Source organism: Rhodanobacter sp. ANJX3 (assembly GCF_014200755.1).
GTDB lineage: Bacteria > Pseudomonadota > Gammaproteobacteria > Xanthomonadales > Rhodanobacteraceae > Rhodanobacter.
Map to the genome: position 1 here is coordinate 106,657 of NZ_JACHCM010000002.1, position 16,106 is coordinate 122,762.

Sequence of the window (16,106 nt, forward strand, 5' to 3'; positions counted from 1 at the left end):
TCCATGCTTCGATCATAAAGGCTGCGCTGGCATCGCACCACCGCGGCGGCGGCATCGGGTGCAACCGCGCGATGCGTTTTGCGCAGACGCATGGCGTCGATGGCGTACTCAGGCGCCGAGCTGCCGGCCGTCCAGCAGGGACTGGCGCTCGCCGGACAGCCGACTCCAAGACGGCGGCGGCAGCCAGCCGGCCACCCACGCTGGCACCGAGAAGCCCGGCATCGGGCGCGAAATGGAAAACCCCTGCAGCTGATGGCAGCCCAGCGACGCCAGCACGTCCCCCTCTTCCGGCGACTCCACGCCTTCGGCGATCACCGACTTGGCCAGCATGCGGGCCGTGGTGATCACACCGGCAGCGATGGCCATATTGCGATCGTCGCCGAGGATATCCCGCACAAAACGTTGGTCGAGCTTGATATGTTCGATATCGAGCTGCTGGATATGGCTCAGCGACGCGCTGCCGGTGCCGAAATCGTCCAGGCCCACGCGAATGCCGCGGCGACGGCACTCCTCGATCACCACGGCGGCCTGCACATGATCCATGCTCGGACCGGTTTCGGTGATTTCGATGCAGAAGCCGACGTCCATCACTTCGGGATAAGCGTCCAACGCCACGTCGATGTCGCTGAAGAACGCCGGATGCAGCAGGTGCCGCGTGCTGATGTTCACCGACACCGGAATCGACGCGCCCTGCTGCAGCCATTCCCGGCAATGCTTGAAAGCTTCGCCCAACACGAAGCGACCGATTGGCCGCGCCAGCTGCGGATCATCCAGTACATGAGTGAAGTTGGCTGGCTCGATCAGACCCAGTTCGTCGTCATGCAGACGGATGAGCGCCTCCATGCTGGCCACACCTTGCGGCCCCGCAAGACCGTCAACATAGACGATCGGCTGAAACAGTAGCCGCAATCTCGACTGCACCAGCGCCTGGGCGACGCGCTCGCGCATGGCCTGCAGACGCAGTTGCTCCTGCTCCATCTGCGGCTCGTAGAAGGCGCCGCGATCCTTGCCCTGCTGTTTAGCCGCGTACATGGCCAGATCGGCATGGCGTACCAACCCTTCGGCATCGGCGGAATCGAGCGGAAACAGCGTCCAACCGATGCTGGCCGACAGGTGCAGCTGCTCGCCACTGCAATGAAACGGCAGCCGCAGCGCCTGCAGGATGCAGCGACTGATCGCGTCGAGCTGCTCCTTGCTGTCCAGGCCGGGGATCATCAGCGCAAACTCGTCGCCACCGAACCGGGCCAGCACGTCGACCGTGCGCAGCAGGCTGCGCACCCGCACAGAAGCTTCCACCAGCACCTGATCGCCGCCGCCGTGTCCGATCGTGTCGTTGACACTCTTGAAGCGATCCAGATCCAGCACGCCTATGGCCAACAGCGAGGCATGCTGTCGCGTGCCGGCCCGCGCTTTTTCAAGCAGATCGAACAGCAGGCGCCGATTGGGCAGCCCGGTGACCACGTCGTAGAACGCCAGGCGGTGGACGCTGGCCTGCTGCGTTTTCTGCGACGTGATATCGCGCTGATTCCAGATGCGTCCGTGGCGGATGCCGTCAATATAGATAGGCGTGAAGTCGCGCAGCAAGATGCGCCCGTCGCGCATGTGGACTTCCTCATCTTTGATGGCCTCTCCTCGGCGCAGGATTTCCCGAAGCCGCAGAAATTCCGCGTCGGGATCGCGGTAGGCATGCGTGAGCCGATCGAAGATCACGCTCGATGCCCGGTTCTCTAATTCGGCCGGTGTCTGCTCGAAGCCGTACAGCTCGCAGAATGCCTTGTTGGCGAACATCACCCGCCCTTCCTCGGAGATCACCAGAATGCCCGAGTGCTGATGCGAAAGAATCGTGCGGAAATGCTGCAGGTTGAAGCGCAGCTCCCGCTCGGCCGCAAGACGGGCCGCGCGTGCGCGCTGAAATTGGATACCCAGGCCGAGTTCGATCCCCATTTCCGAGAACACCTGGATCTCGATAGCGTTGAACGCATCGGCCTCGGCGGTGCCGATGACAAACACACCGACCGCAACGTCATCGATCCGCAGCGGCAATGCCAGCAGCGCGCGCAGCGGCATCGCGGGATCGTCCGTCGGGCGCTCGTCGAGTCCGCAAGAAGAGAGGTACCTGACCTGCGGCTCTCCGGCCTGCAGCGTCAGCCGAGCTATTTCCTCGGCAAACCCTTCAACCAGCACCGTGCTACCGCTGCCTGCCTCGTTGTCGTGGCTGAAGCCATGACGTGCCCGCCACTGGATGCCGGGTTCGATCGGGTCCGGCGACAATCCGATCCATGCCAGGGCGTAATCGCCGACGTGTCGGGCAACATGGCAGGCATCGGCCAGCAGTTGCGGTTCCTCCCCGCTTCGCGAGACCACCTTGATCATTTCGCTGAGCAGCCGCAGCGCCTGCCGCTGGCGCGCTTCCTCGCGCAGCGACTGCAGCAGGCGCATTCGCTGCTGATAGGCCTCAAGCCCCAGGCCGATACTCCACGCCGCCTGCTGCAACAGCTCGATCATCGCCGTCGAGAAAAAATCGACATCGGAGGAACGTATTACCAGACCGGCCTGCACTTCGCCGAAAGTCAGCACCGGCACCGCGATCGACGAAGTGACGCCGTGGCGCCTGAAGGCCATGCGAAAACTCTCCATGCCCGACAGGTGCGCGATATCGGCCTCCAGCTGCGGCGTGCCCTCCCAGAATGAGGGCGTCGCCACGGCGAACGGCAGCCGCTCGGGATAAATATCTTCCATTCCCGCCGGAACGCGCGCCGGTGCGATGCGCCGAAACCATCCAATGGCGCGATCCACCTCGCCAACCATCACCAGACGCGCGCCGATACGCCGCTCCAGCACCTCGATCACCGCTTCGTAGAGCACGGCAGGATCGAGCGAGCGCAGCAGTAATTGACCGAGATCGGAAAGCACCGCGTACCGGCTTTCGCTGGATACGTTCCGAGGTTTCAGCCCGGGGTCAACCCGTCGTGGATTCTGATCCGAAGTACGCATGCAGGTAGCCAGCCGGTAAACGGAGTCCGTCCACCTGCCGTCCGCCCGGAGGCAAACAGGTCGGCGGCGTTCTTGTCGGTCCAGACAACGCCACCAGCAGCTTTGCACTGGTCCCTAACATCGGCGTGGTCGTTCCCCCTGCGGCGAAGCTAGCGCTGTCGCTCAACCGATGCAAGGGCCGCACCGATCTCTCAGATTTCGCACCAGCCCCAGCGATCGAAGATCCACAGCGAGGGGAGCGCGCACGCCAGTCGGGCGAAACGCGGTCCGCCCGCGGCTGCATCCGGTAACTCAAGACGATACCTGCCCTCACCGTCGCGCTGCAGCGGCGCCCGCGACCACGGCCAGGTCTGCACGGACGACCGATCGACCACGCTCAGGCGCAGCAGCGGCCGCAACCACGTCGGCGGCCGCCAGGGGAGCGCATCGCGTGATGTCGGCGACGCCGGCAAAACCTGCGTATAGCGTTCGACACGGCCGGCAAGCCGGCGCATGCGACTGCCGCTCAAAGCCATCTGGCTATGATGTGCGTTCAGCGCCTGCAGCTTGGTGGCCGACTGTTCGGGCGTTCCGATCATGTCGACAAAGCGCTCGTGTGCGCTATGTCCGTGGATGAGATAAGCCAGCTGCAGCGGCGCATCCGACAGCGATGCCAAAGCCAGCCGGGTCAGCACATAAGCGGAGCCGTGGTCTGGATGACGGTCATCCATCGACGGCATGGCGACGATGTTGGGACAAAACGCACGGATGGCCGCGGCCAGCTCCTCCACGGCACGCGAACCGGAGTGCAGCAGAACATCGGTCACGCCCATGTCCGGCCATTCCAGCGTTTGCAGCGCGGCCGATGGAACAGCCAGCTGTTGCAGCGCCTGACGCAATTCAATGTGGCGACGCTGCCCCCAGCGCTGCCGGTCGGCCGCGCCGATCCACAGTCGCCGCTCGAGCCAGCGCTGCGGCCAGGGATTGTTCTCGCCCGCGGTCAGCAGCACCAGCTTCACCTCACCGCCGGCGGCGCGGACGCGCTGGATCAGCACGCCGTTGGCGATCGTCTCGTCATCCGGATGCGGCGCGATCACCAGCAGACGAGTCTGCGCGGAAAAGGCCGGCAGCTTCAGCGTGGAAGACGATGGGCGCACGCTGACGGCCGCGGCCGTCAACGCCATTGCGCCAGCAGTTCCAGCAGCAGCAGGTCGGCGCGCAGCGGACCGCGCAGACTTTCCCGCGTGCGATTGACCGCGTTGTACCACTGGTCGAGCGTCTCGGCGTTCAACGCGCTGGCAAGCGGGCCGGGTTTATCCGTGACCTTGGACCGGATTTCATCGGCCGCGGCCTGCGCGGCGAACCACAGGCGCTGGGCCGGCTCGTTATCCAGCCAGCGCTTGACCACTTCCATCGGCTGACCGCGACCGGCCGCCAGCGCGGCCAGATCCTTGCGCACTTCGAGCCGGCGATCGAGCGCGCCTTCCTGCGCCCATGCGCTGGCAAGGCCTGGATTGCCACCCGCAGCCGCCAGCGCGCCGGCCGCGTCACGCACGCCCTGTGCCTGCAGCCACGCCAGCGCCTCGGCAGCGTCGGGCAGATGAAACTCGATGCGCTGGCAGCGGCTGCGGATGGTCTGCGGCAAACGCCATGGCGCATCCGCCATCAGGATCAGCATGGTCTGCGGCGAGGGCTCTTCCAGCGTTTTCAGCAGCGCATTGCCGGCGGCCGGGTTCATCGCGTCAGCTGGATCGATCAGCGCCACCTGCCAGCCGCCGAACTGGCTGCTCATGGCCAGCCGGGCGGACAGATCGCGGATCTGGTCGACCACGATTTCGCTGCGCTGCACGCCGTCTTTGCGCAGACCGAAGCTCAGCTCGATCAGATCCGGATGACTGCCCGCCGCCAGCAGCAGGCAGCGACGGCAGTGCCCGCAGGCGTCGCCATCGACCGGCTGCTCGCACAACAGCCCGTTGACGAAACGCTGCACGAACTCGCGCTTGCCCAGACCTGCAGCGCCGCAGACCAGCAGCGCATGCGGCAGCGCATCGCGCTGACGGCGCGACTGCAGGCGCGACCAGTGCTCGGCATGCCAGGGCAAGGCGCTCATGACGGCCGACCTGCAAATAATTCGGCGATGGCCTGAGTAGCCGCTCTCAGCACGTCGGCCGGCGACTGGCTGGCATCGAGCACGCGAAAGCGATCCGGCTCGGCCGCCGCGCGCTCCCGATAGGTCGAGCGAATGCGTTCGAAAAACGCATCCGCCTCGACCTCGATGCGATCCGCCTCACCGCGACCGGCGGCGCGGGCGCGGCCGGTCGCCACGGGCAGATCGAGCAGCAGCGTCAGATCGGGCTTGAGCCCGGCGCAGGCCCAGCGCTCCAGCTCGGCGATGCGCTCGACCGGCTGGCCGCGCCCACCGCCCTGATACGCGTAACTGGCATCGGCAAATCGATCGCACAGCACCCACTGCCCGGTATCGAGCGCAGGGGCAATCACCTCGCGCACCAGCTGCGCGCGTGAGGCGAACATCAGCAGCAGTTCCGCTTCGGCGGTCAGGCCACGCTGCGCGGGATCGAGCACGATGGCACGTGCAGCCTCGCCCAGTTGCGTACCGCCGGGTTCGCGCGTCTGCACCAGGGTGAAACCATGCTGCTCGATGGTCGCGCGCAGCCCGGTCAGCAAGGTGCTTTTACCCGCGCCCTCGCCGCCTTCGAGGCTGATGAATTTTCCACGCGTTGTGGCCTGCGCTATAGCACTCACTGGCAATGCTTCCGCTGGTAGCAGTCGACATTGCGATTGTGCGCTTCGAGCGTGCTGGCGAATATGTGCCCGCCGTCGCCGCGAGCGACAAAATACAGGTCGTTACCCGCGGCCGGATGCAGCGCCGCTTCCAGTGCAGGCTTGCCTGGCAGGGCGATCGGCGTCGGTGGCAAGCCGGCGCGGGTATACGTGTTGTACGGCGTATCGGTAGTCAGATCGCTCTTGTGAATATTGCCGGTGTACTGCGCGCCCATGCCGTAGATCACGCTGGGATCGGTCTGCAGCATCATGTGGCTTTCCAGCCGCCGCACGAATACGCCGGCGATGCGCGGACGCTCGTCGGCGCGGCCAGTTTCTTTCTCCACGATCGAGGCCAGAATCAGTGCATCGTACGGCGTGGCCAGCAGCAGATCCTTGTCGCGCAGCGGCCATAGCGCATCGAGCATCTTGCTCATCGCGCCGTGCGCCCGCTTGAGAATATCCAGATCGCTGTCACCTTTCACGTAGGCATAGGTCTCCGGCAGAAAGCGGCCCTCGGGGGCTTCGCCGGCAGCACCGATTTTCTGCATCACGGTGGCGTCGTCCAGCCCCACGCTGTCGTGCCTGAGCTTGTCGGCATGGACCAGCGCCTGACGCAGCTCGGCAAAGGTCCAGCCGTCGACGATAGTGAAATTGCGCTGCAGCACCTTGCCGGCGGCCATGTTGGCCAGCAGCTGGCGCGGCGTCATGCCGGCATCGATGGCATATTCACCGGCATGCAGCTTGCCCGCCACGCGCATCTGCTCGGCCAGCAGACGCCAATAAAGTCCGTTGGCATCGCTCACGCCGCGCTGCTGCAGGTCCGTCACGATATTCCGGAAACCCGTGCCGCGCGCAATATCGATGCTTTCGCCCGGCGCCGCGACATGCAGCGGCGCGCTGGTAAAGCGGTTGTAATCGTAGGCGCCGTAGGCCACCCCGCCGACGATGATCAGCAGCACGATCGTCCACAGCGACTTCGCCAACGCGCCGCCTTTTATCGTTCTGCGGCTCATCCTGCCTGCTCCATCGAAAACCCCAGTGTGTGCCAATGCTGCTGAACTTTGCGGGTGATGGTACCCGGCGCATACACACGATCGCCGAGCAAGCTTACCGGCACGATGCCCCGCACGCTGGAGGTCAGAAAGATTTCCTCGGCCATCCGCAGCGCATCCAGCGAAATATCGCCGATTTGCGCCTGCGGAAATGCCTGCAACACCTCGGCGCGCGCCACGCCGGCGACGCCGCAGCGATCCACCGACGGCGTTAGCAGCGCACCGTCGATGACGGCAAAAACGTTGGCCATGGTGGCGCAGACGACACGGTCGTCGCTGTCGCAGAGCAAGCCCTCGGCAACCGCCGGCTCGTTCCACTCGGCGCGCGCCAGCACCTGCTCCAACCGATTGAGATGCTTGATGCCGGCAAGCGCGGGTTGCGCTGCCATTCGCAGCTCGCACAGACGAACGCACACGCCATCCGCATAATTTTCCGATGGCACGACGGGCGCCGCGAAAGCTGCCACGATGCGGGTCATCGACGGCCGCGCCGGGGGTGCGTAGCCGCGCTCGCCTACGCCGCGGGTCAACGTGATGCGCACGACGGCGTGCGGCAGATCACGACGGACAGCACTCGCTTCTTCCCAGAGCTGTCCGGGGTCGGGTGCCGGCATGCGCAGACGTCGGCAGCTCTCGTCGAGCCGCCGCATATGCCGCTGCCACAGCGGCGCTTTTGCGCCGACGAAGCGGATGCTTTCGAACAGCCCGTCGCCGTAGGCCAGCCCGCGATCCATGGGAGAAATCGCGCGCTCGGACGAGCCGTTGATCAGCGTGGCCACGGCCATCAATCCGGCACTCCGAGTGCTCGCAGCAGTCCGCGGGCCTTGGCGCGAGTTTCATCGAGTTCGAGCACAGCCATCGAATCGGCCACGATGCCGGCGCCGGCGCGCAGGCTGACCTCGGCGCCCGACAGCGTCAGCGTGCGTATCAGGATGTTCAGATCGAGGTCGCCGTTGCGATCGAGATAGCCCAGTGCGCCGGTATAGGCGCCGCGCGGAGCGTCTTCCAGTTCGGCGATGATTTCCATGCAGCGCACCTTCGGGCAACCGGTGATGGTGCCGCCCGGAAACGTGGCGGCGATGACTCCGCCGGGCGTGACATCGGCGCGCAGTCGGCCTCTAACATTGGAGACGATGTGGTGAACGTGGGCATAACTCTCTACCGCCATCAGCTCGTCGACCTCGACCGTGCCGGGCACGCAAACGCGGCCCAGATCGTTACGCTCCAGATCGATCAGCATCACATGCTCGGCGCGTTCTTTCGAATGGGCGGTGAGTTCGCGAATGCGCTCCCCATCATCATCGCCCGGCAGGCGTGCGCGCGTGCCCGCGATCGGTCGGGTCTGCGCCAGACCCTGCCGCACCTCGACCAGCCGCTCCGGCGACGAGCTCACCACCGCCCACTCAGGCTGCTGCAGCAAGCCGGCAAACGGTGCGGGATTGGCCTGTCGCAGTTGACGGTAAAGCGACGCGGGCGACGGCGCTTCGGCGTACTGCGCATGCCAGGCACGCGACAGGTTTACCTGAAAAATATCGCCGGAGCGCAGATATTCGTGGATGCGTTCCACGCCGTTGAGAAACGACTCGGGCGCATCCTCACGCCATGCCTTCAACGGCGGCAATGGAGGAATCGGCGGCGCCGCAGCGAGATCGGTCTCGAGCTGATCGAGCAAGCTTTCGTCACCCGCTTCGGCGATCAGAAACGTGCAATCGCGAACGTGATCGACGATGACCGCCGCAGGACAACGAACGGCCAACGCCACGGGTAGAGACGACGGTGGACGCAGCCGCAGGCGCGGCTCGATTTCACCGGCAAGTTCATAAGCCAGCAGGAGCACCCAACCGCCATGAAACGGCAGCTGATCATCCTCGGCGTATGCAACGCGCTCCGCTCTCCATGCAGCGTCCAGCGCATCGAGAAAGGCACTGCCAACAACCTGCCCTGCTCCATCGCGCACGATGCCATCGGCAAGCAGCGTCAGCGCCTCACGCGGAAACGCAAACAAGATGTCGTAACGCGACTGCGCTGTGCCGCGCACCACGCTTTCGAGCAGGCAGGGATAGCGCGCCGGAAAGGCGGCGGCCGGCGCGAGCAGATCGCGCCGGCCGCCGAGAACTCGCCGGCTGAGCGCCGGACCGTGCTTTTCCACGCTCAGACGCGGCGAAATGCCAGCGTGCCGTTGGTGCCGCCAAAGCCGAACGAGTTGGAAATCGCCACGTCGATCTTGGCCTCGCGCGCGGTGTTCGGCACGAAATCCAGATCGCAGCCTTCGCTGGGCTCGTCGAGATTGATCGTCGGCGGCAGCACCTGATCGCGCAGCGCCAGGATCGAAAAGATCGCCTCGACGCCACCGGCCGCACCGAGCAGATGCCCGGTGGTCGACTTGGTCGAACTCATCGCCAGCTTATAGGCGTGATCGCCAAAGACCGTTTTTGCTGCCATTACTTCGCCAAGATCGCCCAGCGGCGTCGAGGTGCCGTGCGCGTTCACATACTGCACGTCGGACGCGTTGAGGCCGGCATCGTTCAACGCGGTCTGCATGCAGCGCGCCGCGCCTTCGCCGCCTTCGCTCGGCGCGGTCATGTGGAAGGCGTCGCCGCTCATGCCGAAGCCGACCAGCTCGGCATAGATGTGGGCACCGCGCGCCTTGGCGTGTTCGTATTCTTCCAGCATCAATACGCCGGCGCCGTCGGACAGCACGAAGCCGTCGCGGTCCTTGTCCCACGGACGGCTGGCCTTGGTCGGCTCGTCGTTGCGGGTAGACATGGCCTTGGCCGAGCAGAAGCCGGCCATTGCCGTGCCGGTGGTCGCAAATTCGGTACCGCCGGCAATCATCGCGTCGGCGTCGCCGTACTGGATCATTCGCGCCGCCAAGCCAATGTTATGCGAGCCCGTGGTGCAGGCGGTGACGCAGGCAATATTCGGCCCCTTCAGGCCGAACATGATCGACAACTGGCCGGAAACCATGTTGATGATCGAGCTTGGCACATAGAACGGCGACACCTTGCGCGGGCCTTTGGCGGCCAGATCGAGCGTGGTGGCTTCGATCGTGTACAGCCCGCCGATGCCGGCGCCCACAGCCACACCGATACGCGGCGCGTTGGCCTCGGTGATCTCCAGACCGGAATCCTTCAGTGCCTGCGTGCCGGCCGCCACACCGTAGTGGATGAAAGGGTCCATCTTCTTGACGTCTTTCGCCGCCATCCACTGGGCCGGGTCAAAATCGCTGACCTGACCGGCGATGCGGGTGGCGTAGGCAGAAGCATCGAAATGCGTGACCGGGACGATGCCACTGATCCCTTTGACGACGCGATCCCATGCGCTGGCAATGTCGTTGCCAACCGGGGAAATGATGCCCATGCCAGTGACTACTACTCGACGCTTGCTCATGCTGTGTTCCTTGGTAATCCGTCAATCCGCAGTGGTTGGTCAAACGGCGCATCGGCGAGCGGCGCATTCGATAGATACGTCATCGGCAGCAACGCAGACGCAGCGCGCACCATACGGGATAGGACGTTACAAAATGCAGAAATGAAAACTGCGCCGGTAGAGGCGCAGTGTTCGATGTGGCCAGATCGGTGGTCGGGCAACGTCGCTGCCAGGCTCCGATCCGACCCATGTCGGATCGATCAATCCTTGGAGTGGGCCTTGATGTAATCCACAGCCTGCTGCACGGTGGTGATCTTTTCGGCGTCTTCGTCCGGAATCTCGGTCTCGAACTCTTCCTCGAGTGCCATGACCAGTTCCACCGTATCGAGCGAATCAGCGCCCAGATCGTCTACGAACGACGCGTTCGCCGTGACTTCATCTTCCTTTACGCCCAGCTGTTCGATGACGATTTTCTTGACGCGCTCTTCGATGGTGCTCATGTTGCCCATACCTCTCAAGGAGTAGTTGTTTGTCCATGCAGGCGAGTGCCTGCACAAGCCCGGCGGCATTGTAGTGGCTTCGCCGGGAAGCCGCCACGATGTGCCGATGATACGTAGTGACGGCCGAGTCGACCGTCACGAAAGGGTAATTGTCGCCTAAAACGTGCCCGCTGGCGACCACCCGGTCCACAGGCCTCAGGAGCGTGTCGGACTTTAGCTGGCCGGGCCGCAAATAGGCCTCGACCGCTAAAGCCCGATAGGCTCCTACGGCATATACATGCCGCCGTTGACGTGAAGGGTTTCGCCGGTGATGTACGCCGCCGCGGGCGAGGCCAGAAAGCCCACCGCCTTGGCGATATCGGCCACGTCACCGAGCCGACCCAGCGCGATCTGTCCCAGCAGCGCCTGCTTCGACTCTTCCGGCAGCGCCTTGGTCATGTCGGTATCGATAAAACCGGGTGCCACCACGTTCACCGTGATGCCGCGCGAGCCGATCTCGCGCGCCAGCGACTTGGAGAACGCGATGATGCCGGCCTTGGCCGCTGCGTAATTGGACTGGCCCGGATTGCCGGTCAGCCCGATCACCGAGGCGATCGAAATGATGCGACCCTTGCGTGCCTTCATCATGCCGCGCATCACCGCCTTCGACGTGCGATAGACCGAGCTGAGATTGGTATCGAGGATCACGTTCCAGTCTTCTTCGCGCATACGCATCAGCAGCTGATCGCGGGTAATGCCGGCGTTGTTGACGAGAATCGAAATCGCGCCGAACTCCTTGCCGATACCGTCGACCAGCGCCTCGACCGCCGCGCTGTCGGTGACGTTCAGCACGCGGCCGTGCCCGCCGCTGGCGGCCAGCCTCTCGCCGATGGCCGCCGCGCCGCTTTCGCTGGTCGCCGTGCCGATGACCGTGGCGCCCATGGCAGCCAGCTCGTCGGCGATGGCGGCACCGATGCCGCGACTGGCGCCGGTGACCAGCGCGATTTCACCTTGCAGGGTATTGCTCATCGATTTGTCCTGATGTTCGCGGAGTGAAGATTGCTATCGAAAAAAGCGTGCCCGGTCAGACCCATTCGGCAACGGCGGTGTCGATATCGGTCGGCGTACCGATGGCGCGCGCTTCGAGACTCTTGTCGATACGCTTGATCAGACCGGTCAATACCTTGCCCGGACCGCACTCGGCCAGTCGCGTGGCACCGCCGCTGGCCAGCGCCTGCACGCACTGCGTCCAGCGCACCGGCAGATACAGCTGGCGCTGCAGCGCGCTGCGGATATCGTCGACGGTGGTATATTTCCTGGCTTCGGCGTTCTGCACGACCGGAGTCGACGGCAGCCGCCATGAAATCGACGCCATCCGCTCACCCAGACGATCGGCCGCATCGCGCATCAGCGCACAATGCGATGGCACCGACACGGCGAGCTTGATGGCCTTCTTTACGCCCAGTTCGGCCAGCCGCGCCAGCGCGCGATCGACCGCCTCGGCATTGCCGGCGATCACCAGCTGGCCGGGCGAATTGAAGTTGGCCGGCGCGACCACCTGACCCTGCGCGACCTCTTCGCATACGGCGGCAATCTGCGCATCGTCACCGCCGAGAATCGCCGCCATGGCGCCGACGCCGGCCGGTACCGCCGCCTGCATCAAACGTCCGCGCTCGGCGACCAGCGACGCGGCATCGTGCAAAGACAGCGCATTGGCGCATACGAGGGCGCTGTATTCGCCCAGGCTGTGGCCCGAGAACTGCGACGGCTGTGCGCCACCGAGCTTCTGCCAGACACGCCACACCGCCACGCTGGCGGCCAGCAGGGCCGGCTGAGTATTTTCGGTGCGATTGAGCTGATCTTCCGGCCCGTGCGCGGCCAGGTTCCATAGATCGAGACCGGCACCCTGCGACGCCTCCTCAAACGAGGCCTGCACTTCCGGGTGTGCAGCGGCCAGCTCGGCCAGCATGCCGACCGACTGCGAACCCTGGCCGGGAAAAACAAAAGCGAGCGAGGCGGACTTTGCGTTCATGAGTCGAGCGAATTCGTTCGGAGAAAACCGCCATGGTGCCAGCATCTGCCGCCATACGCAGCTGTATCCGGCAACGCCGGACCGAAACGCAACGATGCCGCACGGAGGCGGCATCGATGGGTGAAGCTGGAAAACAGTGGAGTCGCTATCAATAACGCAGCAGCGCGGAGGCCCAGGTAAAGCCGCCGCCGAACGCTTCCAGCAACAGGTTCTGGCCACGTTGCACCTTGCCCGAGCGCACGGCGTGATCCAGCGCCAGCGGCACCGAGCCGGACGAGGTATTGGCGTGCTGGTCGACCGTGACAATCACACGATCCATCGACATCTTCAGACGCTTGGCAGTGGCTTCGATGATGCGCAGATTGGCCTGATGGGGAATCAACCAGTCGATGTCCGACTCCTGCATGCCGGCGGCCTGCAGGGTTTCGTCGACCAGCGAGTCGAGCGTCTTCACCGCAACCTTGAATACTTCGCGGCCAGCCATACGGATGCGCACACCGTGATTCGGCTCGTCGGTAAAGCCGACCGATACGCCGACCGGGTTGTACAGCAGATTCTTGTGGCCGCCATCGGCATGCAGGCAGGTGGCGTAAATGCCCGGTTCGCTGGACGCTTCCAGCACGACGGCACCGGCGCCGTCACCGAACAGCACGCAGGTTTCGCGCTCGGTCCAGTCGACCATGCGAGTCAGCGTTTCGGCACCGATCACAAGCACCTTCTTCGATGCTCCGCTCTTGATGAACTTGTCGGCGACGCCCAGCGCATAGACGAAACCCGAGCAGGCCGCATTGACGTCGAACGCCGCGCAGCCGTTGGCGCCGAGCCGATGCTGCACCAGGCAGGCGGTCGACGGAAAAATCAGGTCGGGCGTAGTGGTGCCCAATACGATCAGATCGAGCTCGGATGCCCTGACGCCGGCGGCCTCCAGCGCGCGCTGCGCGGCGTCGAAAGCGAGGTCGCCGGTCGTCTGGCCGTCCGCCGCGATGTGACGTTGGCGAATGCCGGTACGCGTGCGTATCCACTCGTCACTCGTATCGACGATCTTTTCCAGATCGGCGTTGGTTACCACGCGCTCGGGCAAGGCGCTGCCGGTCGCGATAATGCGGGAGTAGATCTGGGTCATCGTTTATCCATCAACCAAAGCTCGGGTATCGCGCAGCATTGCAGCGTCGAAATCAACTGCGCCACGTTACTTTCCATCGGGTAGAAACGCAAAACGGCGCGTCATCGCGCCGTTTCGCCTTCATGGACACCATCGGGAACCGGGTAGGGTTCCCGACGAACCATCAATCGTCGACCGACACCGCACCCTTGGTTTCAATCACTTTCTTGCCACGGTAGTAGCCGTCCTTGGTGACGTGGTGGCGCAGATGCACCTCGCCGCTGGTCGGATCGGTGGACAGCTGCACGGTCTTCAGCGAGTCGTGCGAACGACGCATGCCGCGGGTGGACGGGGTACGGCGGCTCTTGGCAACTGCCATGGCATTTCTCCAACAGAAAACTTGAGTGGTCTGAATCAACGTGACCTGGATCGACGACCCGGGCCGGTGGCTATTTCTTGTAGTTACTTCTTCAGTTCGCGCAAGACCGCAAACGGATTCTCCGAACGCCCCTCGCCGGAAGATTCCTCTTCCGACTCGTGGCTTGTCACTTCGTCGGGCAGCCTGCTTTCCGGATTGACCGGCACCAGCGGCAACGCCAACAACAATTCGTCTTCAATGACAGCGGCCAGACTCATCCGACCATCGTCGGCAACCAGCAGCGGCTCGCAATCAGGCGGCAAACCCGCTTCGTCGCGCTCATGCTTGATCAAGCCCAGTCGCGTATTCACCACCACCGGCAACGCAAACGGTTCGAGCGAACGCTGGCAAACCACACTCAGCGATGCCTGCGCGCGAACGTCGACGTAGCTGATGCCGAGGCTGTCACGGCCAAAATCCATGCCGTATTCCACCAACCCATCAGTCGACGACAGTGCCTCGCACAGGCGCGCCAAAGTCGCGATGGGTAGCGTTCCTTCAAATGAACGCCGCGCCGAAACCATGCGCCAAGCGTCCACGGACTCTGGCAGCGTCACGGACATAATCTGTAAATGTTAGGTTTCCGGCGCGCTTAAGTCAACTGATACAGTTAGAAAACGGGCTTAATTCGCTGAATCGGCCGCACATTTTGCCCTATCCGGTCGCTATGCGGCAAACTGCAGCGCATTGCAGCCGAGCCCGAGTGTCGTGAATGCCCAATTTGACGCTCGGCGCAGCCACCATCGCCGTACTTGTTATTGCTGTGGCAGCCTGGATGGCCTTGTCTCGTCGCCGCCAGGCAAAGCGCACCGCTAGCCTTCAGCATCTGCTCGACCTGGCCGACCGGCTCGAGGTAGACCTCAAGACCTGTCGCAGCGGCCTACAGCAGGCCCATGCCGTGATGTCGCTCAACCCCGATCTGCCGGCAGCCAGCGAGCAGGACGCGCAAAACGCGATCGACGCCGGCCTGCGCGCTCTGCTGCAGCAACGGCTGTGGATACGCGACCGTTCGTCCCGAGCGAGCGAGCGCGAGCTGGACGAGGCGGCACTGTCGATGACAGCCGCCCGAAATCGCCTGCAGCCGCTGCTGCAGGCGCTGACTCAGGCCCAACGCGATCTCAACAGCGCCATGCGGGAGCACATCCGCCGCGAGCCGGAAGCGTGAGCACCGATCGGGAACGTGCGGTAAGCATCGTGCTTGGATCGACCTCGCGCTATCGCGCCGAGCTTCTGCGACGGCTGATTGTCGACTTCGAACAGCGAGCGCCGGGCACCGATGAGGCGGCGCTCGCGGGCGAAACAGCCAGCACGCGGGCCTTACGGCTAGCGGTAGCAAAGGCGCAGGCGGCGGCCGAGGGGCTGCAAGATGCGCTGGTGATCGGCTCGGATCAGGTGGCCGAACTCGACGGGCTGACGTTGGACAAGCCCGGTAGTGTCGAAAACGCCTGCCGTCAATTGGCCATGAGCTCCGGCCGCATCGTGCAGTTCCACACGGCGCTGTGCGTGCTCGATACACGCGACGGCAGCCGGCATACGCATGTCGATCTCACCCGCGTGCATTTTCGCCGACTCGATCGGGCCGAGATCGAGCGCTATGTCGAACGCGAGAAGCCGCTCGACTGCGCCGGCAGCTTCAAATGCGAAGGACTGGGCATCAGCTTGTTCGAGCGCATCGACAATCGGGATCCCAGCGCGCTGATCGGACTGCCGCTGATCGCGCTAGCGCGACTGTTGCGCGAGTGCGGAGTCGTCATCCCGTAACACGCTGGCTACGCAGCAGCATTCTGGATTATCTGCGTACCTCGCTCATTTCGTCGCACGCTCTAGGCATCCGAGCAAAATATCGCCAACAGGCGAAGGCGAAAGCTACACTGACTCAGCCCTGCGTACGCCGCTT

General features: G+C 64.2%; 16 protein-coding genes. 2 read left to right on the top strand and 14 right to left on the bottom strand.

Translation table 11 applies throughout. The annotated features are described in order from the left end of the window. Positions 1 to 108 precede the first annotated feature (108 nt). The 14 genes from HDE76_RS05090 to HDE76_RS05155 all read right to left on the bottom strand — a co-directional run bounded on the left by HDE76_RS05090 (position 109) and on the right by HDE76_RS05155 (position 14,772). Positions 109 to 2,994 (bottom strand): EAL domain-containing protein, encoded by a 2,886-nt coding sequence (locus tag HDE76_RS05090; protein WP_184505848.1) that lies wholly within the window; start codon positions 2,992 to 2,994, stop codon positions 109 to 111. A 191-nt stretch (positions 2,995 to 3,185) separates the two neighbouring features. Beyond that, positions 3,186 to 4,157, bottom strand: a complete 972-nt coding sequence (locus HDE76_RS05095; RefSeq protein ID WP_184505850.1) for a PIG-L family deacetylase — start codon at positions 4,155 to 4,157, stop codon at positions 3,186 to 3,188. Further along, positions 4,148 to 5,083 carry a DNA polymerase III subunit delta' gene (holB, locus tag HDE76_RS05100; protein ID WP_179481639.1) on the bottom strand — a complete coding sequence of 312 codons (936 nt, stop codon included), beginning with the start codon at positions 5,081 to 5,083 and terminating at the stop codon, positions 4,148 to 4,150. Before holB ends, HDE76_RS05095 begins: the two co-directional genes overlap by 10 nt. Next, positions 5,080 to 5,727, bottom strand: coding sequence for a dTMP kinase (gene tmk, locus HDE76_RS05105; RefSeq protein WP_179481773.1), 648 nt, complete (start codon positions 5,725 to 5,727; stop codon positions 5,080 to 5,082). The genes holB and tmk overlap by 4 nt, the downstream gene beginning before the upstream one ends. A 5-nt stretch (positions 5,728 to 5,732) precedes the next feature. Then, a complete protein-coding gene (mltG, locus tag HDE76_RS05110) occupies positions 5,733 to 6,770 on the bottom strand; it encodes an endolytic transglycosylase MltG (RefSeq protein ID WP_184505852.1) in 1,038 nt (345 codons plus the stop codon). Further along, entirely contained in the window at positions 6,767 to 7,594 is an 828-nt protein-coding gene (gene pabC, locus HDE76_RS05115; protein ID WP_179481643.1) for an aminodeoxychorismate lyase, read from the bottom strand. The genes mltG and pabC overlap by 4 nt, the downstream gene beginning before the upstream one ends. Next, positions 7,594 to 8,958, bottom strand: coding sequence for an aminodeoxychorismate synthase component I (locus tag HDE76_RS05120; RefSeq protein ID WP_179481645.1), 1,365 nt, complete (start codon positions 8,956 to 8,958; stop codon positions 7,594 to 7,596). The genes pabC and HDE76_RS05120 overlap by 1 nt, the downstream gene beginning before the upstream one ends. A gap of 2 nt (positions 8,959 to 8,960) precedes the next feature. After that, a complete protein-coding gene (fabF, locus tag HDE76_RS05125; protein WP_179481646.1) occupies positions 8,961 to 10,199 on the bottom strand; it encodes a beta-ketoacyl-ACP synthase II in 1,239 nt (412 codons plus the stop codon). A gap of 239 nt (positions 10,200 to 10,438) precedes the next feature. Further along, positions 10,439 to 10,678, bottom strand: a complete 240-nt coding sequence (gene acpP / locus HDE76_RS05130) for an acyl carrier protein (protein WP_007805185.1) — start codon at positions 10,676 to 10,678, stop codon at positions 10,439 to 10,441. Between the two features lie 264 nt (positions 10,679 to 10,942). Continuing rightward, complete coding sequence (gene fabG, locus HDE76_RS05135) at positions 10,943 to 11,686, bottom strand: 3-oxoacyl-ACP reductase FabG (protein ID WP_179481648.1); 744 nt, start codon at positions 11,684 to 11,686, stop codon at positions 10,943 to 10,945. A 55-nt stretch (positions 11,687 to 11,741) separates the two neighbouring features. Beyond that, positions 11,742 to 12,689: an ACP S-malonyltransferase gene (gene fabD / locus HDE76_RS05140; RefSeq protein WP_179481649.1), complete on the bottom strand. Its 948-nt coding sequence runs from the start codon at positions 12,687 to 12,689 to the stop codon at positions 11,742 to 11,744. Positions 12,690 to 12,837: 148 nt separating this feature from the next. Continuing rightward, positions 12,838 to 13,812 (bottom strand): beta-ketoacyl-ACP synthase III, encoded by a 975-nt coding sequence (locus HDE76_RS05145; RefSeq protein WP_184505854.1) that lies wholly within the window; start codon positions 13,810 to 13,812, stop codon positions 12,838 to 12,840. A gap of 163 nt (positions 13,813 to 13,975) precedes the next feature. Further along, the gene (gene rpmF, locus HDE76_RS05150) at positions 13,976 to 14,170 is read right to left on the bottom strand and encodes a 50S ribosomal protein L32 (RefSeq protein WP_179481653.1); all 195 of its coding nucleotides are present in this window, start codon (positions 14,168 to 14,170) and stop codon (positions 13,976 to 13,978) included. Between the two features lie 83 nt (positions 14,171 to 14,253). Continuing rightward, positions 14,254 to 14,772 carry a YceD family protein gene (locus HDE76_RS05155; protein ID WP_255481449.1) on the bottom strand — a complete coding sequence of 173 codons (519 nt, stop codon included), beginning with the start codon at positions 14,770 to 14,772 and terminating at the stop codon, positions 14,254 to 14,256. 149 nt (positions 14,773 to 14,921) lie between these two features. On the opposite strand from HDE76_RS05155, the gene HDE76_RS05160 reads away from it, so the two are divergent. Further along, a complete protein-coding gene (locus HDE76_RS05160) occupies positions 14,922 to 15,374 on the top strand; it encodes a hypothetical protein (protein WP_179481655.1) in 453 nt (150 codons plus the stop codon). Beyond that, the gene (locus HDE76_RS05165; protein ID WP_343205659.1) at positions 15,371 to 15,970 is read left to right on the top strand and encodes a Maf family protein; all 600 of its coding nucleotides are present in this window, start codon (positions 15,371 to 15,373) and stop codon (positions 15,968 to 15,970) included. The genes HDE76_RS05160 and HDE76_RS05165 overlap by 4 nt, the downstream gene beginning before the upstream one ends. Positions 15,971 to 16,106: the final 136 nt, after the last annotated feature.